Source organism: Halomonas sp. BC04 (genome assembly GCF_000568385.1).
Genome location: NZ_AZQX01000295.1, coordinates 1 through 8,065, shown reverse-complemented (window position 1 = coordinate 8,065; position 8,065 = coordinate 1). Strand labels below are relative to the sequence as shown.

Genomic DNA, 8,065 nt, shown 5'->3' with positions numbered 1-8,065 from the left:
GACATCGAGCCGCCCTACCGTCTGCAGTCGATCGACCCTGGCAGGTCGATCAGATCGATTGCCCGGGGATAGAGCCCGCGCCGGCGCTGCACTCCACGCCAGCCGGCTTGTTCAACATGACATAGCGAAGCCCGACCAGCACCAGGGGCTCATCCTCCCAGCACACCCGGTCCTGCTCGCCGATCTGCAGCGCCGGTTGCTTGATCACTTCGCCATTGACGGTGACCTCGCCCCGATGAAGGGCCTTCTTTGCCAGGCTGCGGGTCAAGTCAGTGGTTTCGGAAAGAAATCGATCCAGCCGCATCAGAAACCGACCCCATCGGCAACATTGAAATGATCGGCATCCCGCCAGGCCGGAAACTTCTCGCGGAAGGCATCGAGTTCGGACCGGGACAGCACTCCAGTCTTGATGAATGGCTGGTCCCGGGGCTCATCGATCACCGCCTCACCCTTGAAGTCCACCAGCATCGAGTCGCCGGCATAGGCCATGCCATTGGCGTCTTCCCCCACGCGGTTGACGCCGATCACCGGGCACAGGTTCTCGATCGCCCGTGCCTGAAGCAGAATGCGCCAGGGATGACGTCGCGGAGCCGGCCAGTTGGCCACGCAGAGCAGGGCATCGTATTCGAAATGTTCATTCGCAGCGGGCTGCTGGCGCAGCCAAACCGGGAATCGCAGGTCATAGCAGACGCTCAGCAGAATGCGAAAGCCCTTGAGGGTGACGATCACTCGCTCGTGACCCATGGAGTAGCGCTCGTGCTCACCGGCCATGCGAAACAGGTGGCGCTTGTCGTAGTGGACACGACTGCCATCCGGGCGCGCCCAGATCAGGCGATTGTAATAGTGATCGCCTTCCACCACGGCCACGCTACCGGTAACCACACAGCCACGATCGATGGCCTGCCGCTGGATCCAGGCCACGGCGCGGCTCTCCTCCATGGGCTCGGCCATTTCACGGGAATTCATGGTGAAGCCGGTCGAGAACATCTCCGGCAATACGATCAGGTCGGTTTGCGAACCATCGAGTCCGCCGAGTTCCTCTTCCAGCATGCGGCAGTTGGCATCCGGATCTTCCCAGCGCAGGTCACACTGCACCAGCGTCGTACGCAAATCGCTCATATCGGCTTCCCTTGGGTGAATCGCCACCCCCACAGCCTAACTCAGCAGGGCTGCGCCGTCAGCCGGGGCTTGCAGCAACCATGGAAACACGACGGATAGCCTGCTAAGTTACTGCTTTCTCCAAGAGAACATGGAATGTCCACCAAGCCCTTTACCGATCCGGAAGCCGCCAAGGGTGTTGCCTTTGGCCTGACTGCCTATGTCATGTGGGGCTGCTTTCCACTGTTCTTCGCCCTCTTCCAGGGTGTGCCCGCTTTCGAGGTTCTGATCCACCGCATCATCTGGTCCTGTCTCTTCCTGGTGGGTCTGGTCACGGTGATGAATCGCTGGCGCCCGATACGCCAGGCACTGTCCGAGCCAAGACGACTCGGACGCGTGCTCGGCTGCGCCGTGCTGATCGCCATCAACTGGGGGCTCTACATCTATGCGGTGGAGACGCGCCAGGTCTTCCAGGCCAGCCTGGGCTATTTCCTGACGCCGCTGGTCAATGTGGCACTCGGCATGCTGGTCCTGCGTGAGCGCATGGCCGGGTTGCAGAGCCTGGCCGTACTGATCGCCGCGACGGCCATCGTCATACAGCTGATACTGTTGGGCGAGCTGCCGTGGATCAGCCTGAGTCTGGCACTCTCCTTCGGCACCTACGGCCTGTTACGCAAGCAGGTTCCCCTGGATGGCCTCTCGGGTCTCTTCGTGGAAACCCTGCTGCTGCTTCCCCTGGGCTGATGGCGCTTTCCTGGTTGTCGATGGCCGATCTCTCCCATTTTCTCGACACGTCTCGGACCACGCTGCTGCTGATAGCCAGTGGAGTGATCACCGCCCTGCCCCTGCTGGCCTTTGCCGGTGCCGCCCGTCGGCTACGGCTGGCAACGCTGGGTTTTCTGATGTACCTCAACCCTACCATCCAGTTTTTCATCGCCCTGCTGGTATTTCGTGAGCCGCTATCATTGATCCAGCTGGCCACCTTCGTGCTGATCTGGGCCAGCCTTGTGCTCTACTCCTGGTCGGCCTGGCACTCCCGGGAGCGCGCGCCCCTGTCACCTGCAGGGCATCAGTCGGACTGATGGAATGATGCTCTCGCCCGGTCAAGCCGCCTCGGGCTTGTAGCCGATACGGAAACCGCCCCAGTGCTTGCCAGCCACGTAGATCGGCACCGACAGATCGTGCATGATCTCACCGGTGTCGCGTTTGTAGGTCTGAAGCAGCAGCGTCTCCTCATGGGAACCGCAGCGCTGCCCGGTGGGATCCTCGTAGATACGACGGTTACGGCAGAACTTGAGGTCGTGGTCGTAGTCGCCGCTGGGTGGCTGGCTGACGCTCTGGTTGTGAGTCGGTATGTAGCCGCGGCGATCGATACCAATGGCATAGGCCACCCCTAGCTGCTCCAGCAGCGGCTCCTGGATGGCCGGGAAGTGTTCATCCGTGTAGCTGACGAAACCGGTCAAGTGCTGCGGGGGGTTGGTGCCGGGTATCGGCGTGTAGGTGGCATGAAAGAGTGTCTGTTCATCGAGCTCACCGCGCTTGATGGCCGATTCAAGCAGTGAACCGAGAGCGGCAGCGGCTTTGCGCGCCGCGCCGAACACCTGCTGGTGGCGCCCTTCCAGTCGCTGTTGAGCCAGCGCTCCATCGACGGCTTCTGCCCCCTCCATGAGCGAACGGGCCTGGGTCGCCAGTCCATGCATATCCCGATTACCTTGCTCGGTTTCGCTCTCCAGCGTCGTCAGCGTACCCGCCACCCTTTGAGAGTGCTGGTTGGTATCCTCCATGGCCTCGGCGATCGAACGGATCTCGCTTTCGACCTGATCGAAGTTGCCGGTCATCTCGGTGAGCTGTTCACCCACCTTGCTCATCTCCTTGGCACGATCGCCGACGCGCTGCATCAGATGACCGATGGTATCGACCACGCGATGGCTGCTGTCGCCGATATCACCCACCAGAGCCTCTACGTTGCGGGTGGCATCCGCCGTTCGCCCCGCCAGCTGACGCACCTCACCGGCTACCACGGCGAAGCCCCGGCCATGCTCGCCGGCACGGGCCCGCCTCGATCGAGGCGTTCAATGACAGCAAGTTGGTCTGTTCGGCGATCTCCTCGATCAACGAGGTGACATGGCGAACGCTATCGGCTTTCTGGCTCAACATGTTGAGCAGCTCAAGCGCCTCTTCCGAACGCTCGGCCAATGCCTGCATCTCCTCGATGACCTGGCCCAGCGCTTCGCGACTGACGTGACTGGCGTCCCGGGAGCGGCTGGCGAGGGTCGCCACGTTGGCCGCGCTCGCTGCCACCTGTTCGATGGCGGAGGTGATCGAGGCCATGCTGGCGGAAGCCTCGCGTACCGTGTGTCCCTGGCGATCCAGGCGCTGATCCATGCGGTCGGCATGATGCGACACTTCGGCCGAGGCAATGGCAGTGGTGCTGGCCTGGCGAATCAAGCATGGGCCATGCGCCGCAATGACAGGTAATCGCGAGTAGCCGGCAGCAGGGCCTTGATGCCCTGCGCCTCGAGGGCGGCGGCATTGGCATGATAGACACTGGCCATACCTGTCAGGGCCAGCAGGCCACCGGCCACCACACCCAGGACCAGGCCAAGGTAGGCTTGCCACCCTGAGCCGGGATCGTTCAACAGGGTAATCCCCGCGGCAAGAGAGACCGCGGCTAACAGAAACATCAGTATCCGCATGACGCCTTATCTCTTTGTTATTGGAAGTATCCAGAGAGTAGCGTCTTGCATGTCTCATTAGCATCCCCACTTTGGCCTGAGAGACCAAAGAAGAACTAAAGACGGTGAAAAGTCAGCCGATAAGACGGGGTCATCTCATCATGTGCCCCCGGAAGCTGGGCCACCCCATGAAGGGGCGGCCCGCACCCTCATGCCTGACTGGCGGAGAGCGCCTGCTCCAGGTCGGCGATGATGTCATCGACGTGCTCGATGCCGATCGACAACCGCACCATGTCCGCAGTCACCCCGGCCGCCTTCAGCTCCTCATCATTGAGCTGTCGGTGGGTGGTCGAGGCGGGGATCGACGAGCAGGTCTTGGCGTCGCCGATGTTGACCAGGCGCAGGATCATCCCAAGTGCATCGTAGAAGCGCGCTCCTGCTTCGCGGCCGCCCTGGATACCGAAGCTGAGGATGCCCGAGGCCTGTCCGTTCATGTAGCGCTGGGCCAGCTCGTGATCCTTGTGGCCGGGAAGGCCGGCATACTGGACCCAGTTGACCGCCGGATGCCCCTCCAGGTACTCGGCTACCTTGCGTGCATTGGCGCAGATACGCTCGATCCGCAACGACAGCGTCTCCAGCCCCTGCAGCAGATTCCAGGCGGCCTGTGCCGAAAGGGCGGCACCCATGTTGCGCAGAGGTACCACCCGGGCGCGAGCAATAAAAGCGGCTTCGCCCACATCACGGGTATAGCTCACCCCATGGTAGGAGACGTCGGGCTCGTTGAGCAGCGGAAAGCGCTGCGGATGGTCGGCCCAGGGAAACTTGCCGGAGTCGACAATGACACCACCCACCGTGGTGCCATGACCACCGATGTACTTGGTAGCCGAATGAATGACGATATCCGCCCCGTGCTCGATCGGCCGCCACAGGAAGGGCGTGGGCACGGTGTTGTCGACGATCACGGGCACACCATGGCGGTGGGCGGCCTCCGCCAGCTTCACCATGTCGACCACGCTGCCCGAGGGGTTGCCGACGCTTTCGCAGAAAACGGCCTTGGTGCGCGCATCGATCAGCGACTCGATGCCGGCGATATCATCCTTGTCGGCGAAGCGCACCTCGATGCCCTGTCGCGGCAAGGTGTGCGCAAACAGGTTGTAGGTGCCGCCGTACAGCTCGCTGATGGAGACGATATTGTCACCGGCCTCGGCGATGGTCTGGATGGCATAGGTGATCGCCGCCATGCCGGAGGCCACCGCCAGGCCTGCGATCCCCCCCTCCAGTGCGGCTACGCGTTGCTCCAGCACCGCACAGGTGGGATTCATGATGCGCGAATAGATGTTCCCCTCCACCTTGAGGTCGAACAGGTCAGCGGCATGCTGCGCGCTATCGAAGGAAAACGAGGTGGTCTGGTGGATAGGGACGGCCACGGCGTGCTGGTCGTCGGGAGAGTAGCCGTGGTGCAGGGCAATGGTTTCGGGCTTCATGGCAGATCCTGATGGATGGAAGAAACGGTTCAGTAATCCACCTGATGCTAACCAAGTCTCAACCCTACCACCAATATCGTTTAGTCTGGTGCCCTATACCCTGCTGCCGGCCCCGGCACCCAACCTCGAAGAGAACGGATGCTCAAGCGCTATCTGCCGATACTGACATGGCTGCCCCACTATAACCGCCGGCTGTGCGGCGCTGACCTGCTGGCCGGTGCGATCGTCACCATGATGGTGATACCGCAGTCCCTGGCTTACGCCATCCTTGCCGGCCTGCCGCCGGTGGTGGGTCTCTACGCAAGCCTGCTCCCGCTGTTGGCCTATACGCTGCTGGGCACCAGCCGGACGCTTGCCGTGGGCCCCGTCGCGATCATCGCGCTGATGACCGGGGCAGCCCTGAGCGATGTCGCCGCACCAGGCAGCACGGCTTATCTCCAGGCCGCCCTGGTGCTGTCGCTGCTCTCCGGGCTAATCCTGTTGATCATGGGTGCCCTTCGCATGGGCTTCCTGACCAACTTCCTTAGCCACCCGGTGATTGCCGGCTTCCTGTCCGCTTCCGGCATCCTCATCGCGGCCAGCCAGGCCGGCCACCTGCTGGGTATCGAGGCCACCTCCACGGCCCTCTTGCCAAGGATATCGGAGCTTGCCGCCGGACTGCCGCAAGCCCACCTGCCGACCCTGGCCATGGGCAGCGGATGCCTGCTTTTCCTGATCCTGCTTCGCCTACGCGGCAAACGCGCGCTGCGTGGACTCGGCCTGCCCGGCAACATGGCGGACCTGATCACCCGGGGAGGCCCCGTTCTCGCCGTGGTGGTGACCACCTGGATCACCTGGCGTTTCGACCTCGCCGCTCAGGGTGTGGCCGTCATCGGCGACATCCCACGTGGGCTGCCCCCCCTGACGATTCCCGGCTTCGATGGGTCACTATGGCGAGCCCTGTTGATTCCTGCCTTTCTGATCAGCGTGGTGGGCTTTGTGGAGTCCATCTCAATGGGACAGATGCTCGCCGCCAGGCGGCGTGAACGCATCTCCCCCAACCAGGAGCTGATCGGGCTAGGCGGAGCCAACCTGGCAGCGGCCTTCTCTGCCGGCATGCCCGTCACCGGGGGGCTCTCGCGCACGGTGATCAACTATGATGCAGGAGCCCGCACACCGCTTGCCGGCTTTTTTGCCGCCATCGGCATCGGCGCAGTCACGCTTTACTTCACCCCGGCCCTCTACCATCTGCCCATCGCCACTCTGGCCGCCACCATCACCGTGGCCATCCTGACCCTGGTGGACATTCCCATGATCCGCCAGACCTGGCGTTACTCCCGCAGCGACTTCTCCGCCATGGCGCTGACCATCCTGTTGACCCTGGTGGAAGGGGTGGAGGCCGGGATCATCAGCGGTGTCGCACTCTCCATCGGGCTTTTCCTCTATCGCACCAGCCGCCCCCACAGTGCATTGGTGGGCCGCATACCGGAGACCGAGCACTTTCGCAACGTCGAGCGTCACGACACCGAGACCGTCAGCCACCTGGCCCTGTTGCGCATCGATGAAAGCCTTTACTTCGCCAATGCCCGCTACCTGGAGGACACCGTCTACGACCTGGTCGCCACCCATCCCGAGCTCGAGCATGTCGTACTCATCTGCTCAGCGGTCAACCTGATCGACGCCTCCGCCCTGGAGAGCCTCGACGCCATCAACGGGCGCCTCTCCGACTCAAGGGTCACGCTGCATCTGGCCGAAGTGAAGGGGCCGGTCATGGACCAGCTGAAACGCAGCGACTTTCTCGACGACATGACCGGCCGGGTATTCCTCAGCACCTATGCAGCCTGGCGCGAGCTGTCACGCCCATCCGGTCCCATGAAGTGACAGCGCGGCCACGGATACCTCCTGATACGGGAGACGACTATACCTTGGTCGCATCTACCCATGTGCCGCAACCCTTACCTGCATCAGGTTTCTCTCCCCTTACGGTGATTTATCAATCGGTTGACGCCTGCGTTCCGCCAGGCGGACGGGGAAGCCCCACGACAAGCACAAGCATGCGTTGACACCGCGTCACTGCCTTATCTAGTATCGACTGCAGTTTCGGAATCAGATACCGCATAGCAAAACAACAATCGCATTTTTCACCAATGGAGTCGCCTTATGCGCCAGCTCTCCCGCTCACTCATCACCGCCGCCTTGCCGCTCTCGTTGCTGGCTGCCGGCGTTACTCAAGCCACCGAAGTGGATCTGCCGGGCACCATGGCATGGACCGCCTACGGCACCAATTCCAGCGGTTACGCCCAGGCCGTCGCCATCGGCAACATGCTGCAGAACCAGTACGGCACCTCGGTTCGCATCCTGCCGGGTGACAACGACGTCTCCCGCATGACCCCGCTCAAGCAGGGTCGCGTCGACCTCTGTGCCTGCGGCATTGCCAGCTACTACGGTGCAGAGGGCGTCATGATGTTCGCCGACCGCGACTGGGGCCCCCAGCCGATACGGGTGATCACCACCTCCACGGCTTCCTTCGGCCTGTCGCTGGCGGTGGCGGGGGATCTCGGCGTGGAAACCCCGGCCGACCTGAAAGGCAAGCGGATCGCCTACATCCGCGGTGACGACGCCCTGAACAAGGGCACGGAAGCCTATCTGGCCTTCGGTGGCCTCACCTGGGACGACGTGGAACGGGTCGATTACCCCGGCTATTCGCGCTCCTTCGACGGCATCATTGCCGGCAATGTGGATGCTTCCTTCACCACCACCGTCACGCCTCCCGCACAGCAATTGGCCAGCAGCCCCCGCGGCATCAGCTGGCCGGTGCTGGACCCGGAC

General features: G+C 62.7%; 7 protein-coding genes and 2 pseudogenes. 3 read left to right on the top strand and 6 right to left on the bottom strand.

Going from position 1 to position 8,065, the window contains the following annotated elements:
- Both Q427_RS20155 and Q427_RS20150 read right to left on the bottom strand, forming a co-directional pair.
- Positions 1-304 (bottom strand): annotated as a pseudogene (locus Q427_RS20155) (S4 domain-containing protein); the annotation flags it as partial.
- The gene (locus tag Q427_RS20150; protein WP_043516901.1) at positions 304-1,119 is read right to left on the bottom strand and encodes an amidohydrolase; all 816 of its coding nucleotides are present in this window, start codon (positions 1,117-1,119) and stop codon (positions 304-306) included. The pseudogene Q427_RS20155 and the gene Q427_RS20150, both read right to left, overlap by 1 nt.
- 135 nt (positions 1,120-1,254) lie before the next feature.
- Between Q427_RS20150 and rarD the strand changes: the two are divergent.
- Positions 1,255-2,180 (top strand): annotated as a pseudogene (gene rarD, locus Q427_RS20145) (EamA family transporter RarD).
- A gap of 21 nt (positions 2,181-2,201) precedes the next feature.
- Here rarD and Q427_RS20140 read toward each other — a convergent pair.
- From Q427_RS20140 to Q427_RS20130, 4 genes are all read right to left on the bottom strand, one after another.
- Positions 2,202-3,119, bottom strand: a complete 918-nt coding sequence (locus Q427_RS20140; protein ID WP_269321296.1) for a methyl-accepting chemotaxis protein — start codon at positions 3,117-3,119, stop codon at positions 2,202-2,204.
- Positions 3,106-3,546, bottom strand: a complete 441-nt coding sequence (locus Q427_RS35635; protein WP_269321295.1) for a methyl-accepting chemotaxis protein — start codon at positions 3,544-3,546, stop codon at positions 3,106-3,108. Before Q427_RS35635 ends, Q427_RS20140 begins: the two co-directional genes overlap by 14 nt.
- Positions 3,543-3,782 carry a hypothetical protein gene (locus Q427_RS34535; protein WP_231613821.1) on the bottom strand — a complete coding sequence of 80 codons (240 nt, stop codon included), beginning with the start codon at positions 3,780-3,782 and terminating at the stop codon, positions 3,543-3,545. Before Q427_RS34535 ends, Q427_RS35635 begins: the two co-directional genes overlap by 4 nt.
- Before the next feature lie 200 nt (positions 3,783-3,982).
- Entirely contained in the window at positions 3,983-5,257 is a 1,275-nt protein-coding gene (locus Q427_RS20130) for an O-acetylhomoserine aminocarboxypropyltransferase/cysteine synthase family protein (RefSeq protein ID WP_043516899.1), read from the bottom strand.
- 138 nt (positions 5,258-5,395) lie between these two features.
- Between Q427_RS20130 and Q427_RS20125 the strand changes: the two genes are divergently transcribed.
- The gene (locus tag Q427_RS20125) at positions 5,396-7,117 is read left to right on the top strand and encodes a SulP family inorganic anion transporter (protein ID WP_043516898.1); all 1,722 of its coding nucleotides are present in this window, start codon (positions 5,396-5,398) and stop codon (positions 7,115-7,117) included.
- 279 nt (positions 7,118-7,396) lie between these two features.
- Positions 7,397-8,065 (top strand): TAXI family TRAP transporter solute-binding subunit (locus Q427_RS20120; protein ID WP_043516897.1); only part of this gene is annotated, 669 nt, incomplete at its 3' end.

Coding starts and splice junctions, on each gene's coding strand:
- Q427_RS20150 (WP_043516901.1), bottom strand. CDS start 1,119: ATGAGCGATTTGCGTACGACGCTGGTGCAGTGTGACCTGCGCTGGGAA.
- Q427_RS34535 (WP_231613821.1), bottom strand. CDS start 3,782: ATGTTTCTGTTAGCCGCGGTCTCTCTTGCCGCGGGGATTACCCTGTTG.
- Q427_RS20130 (WP_043516899.1), bottom strand. CDS start 5,257: ATGAAGCCCGAAACCATTGCCCTGCACCACGGCTACTCTCCCGACGAC.
- Q427_RS20125 (WP_043516898.1), top strand. CDS start 5,396: ATGCTCAAGCGCTATCTGCCGATACTGACATGGCTGCCCCACTATAAC.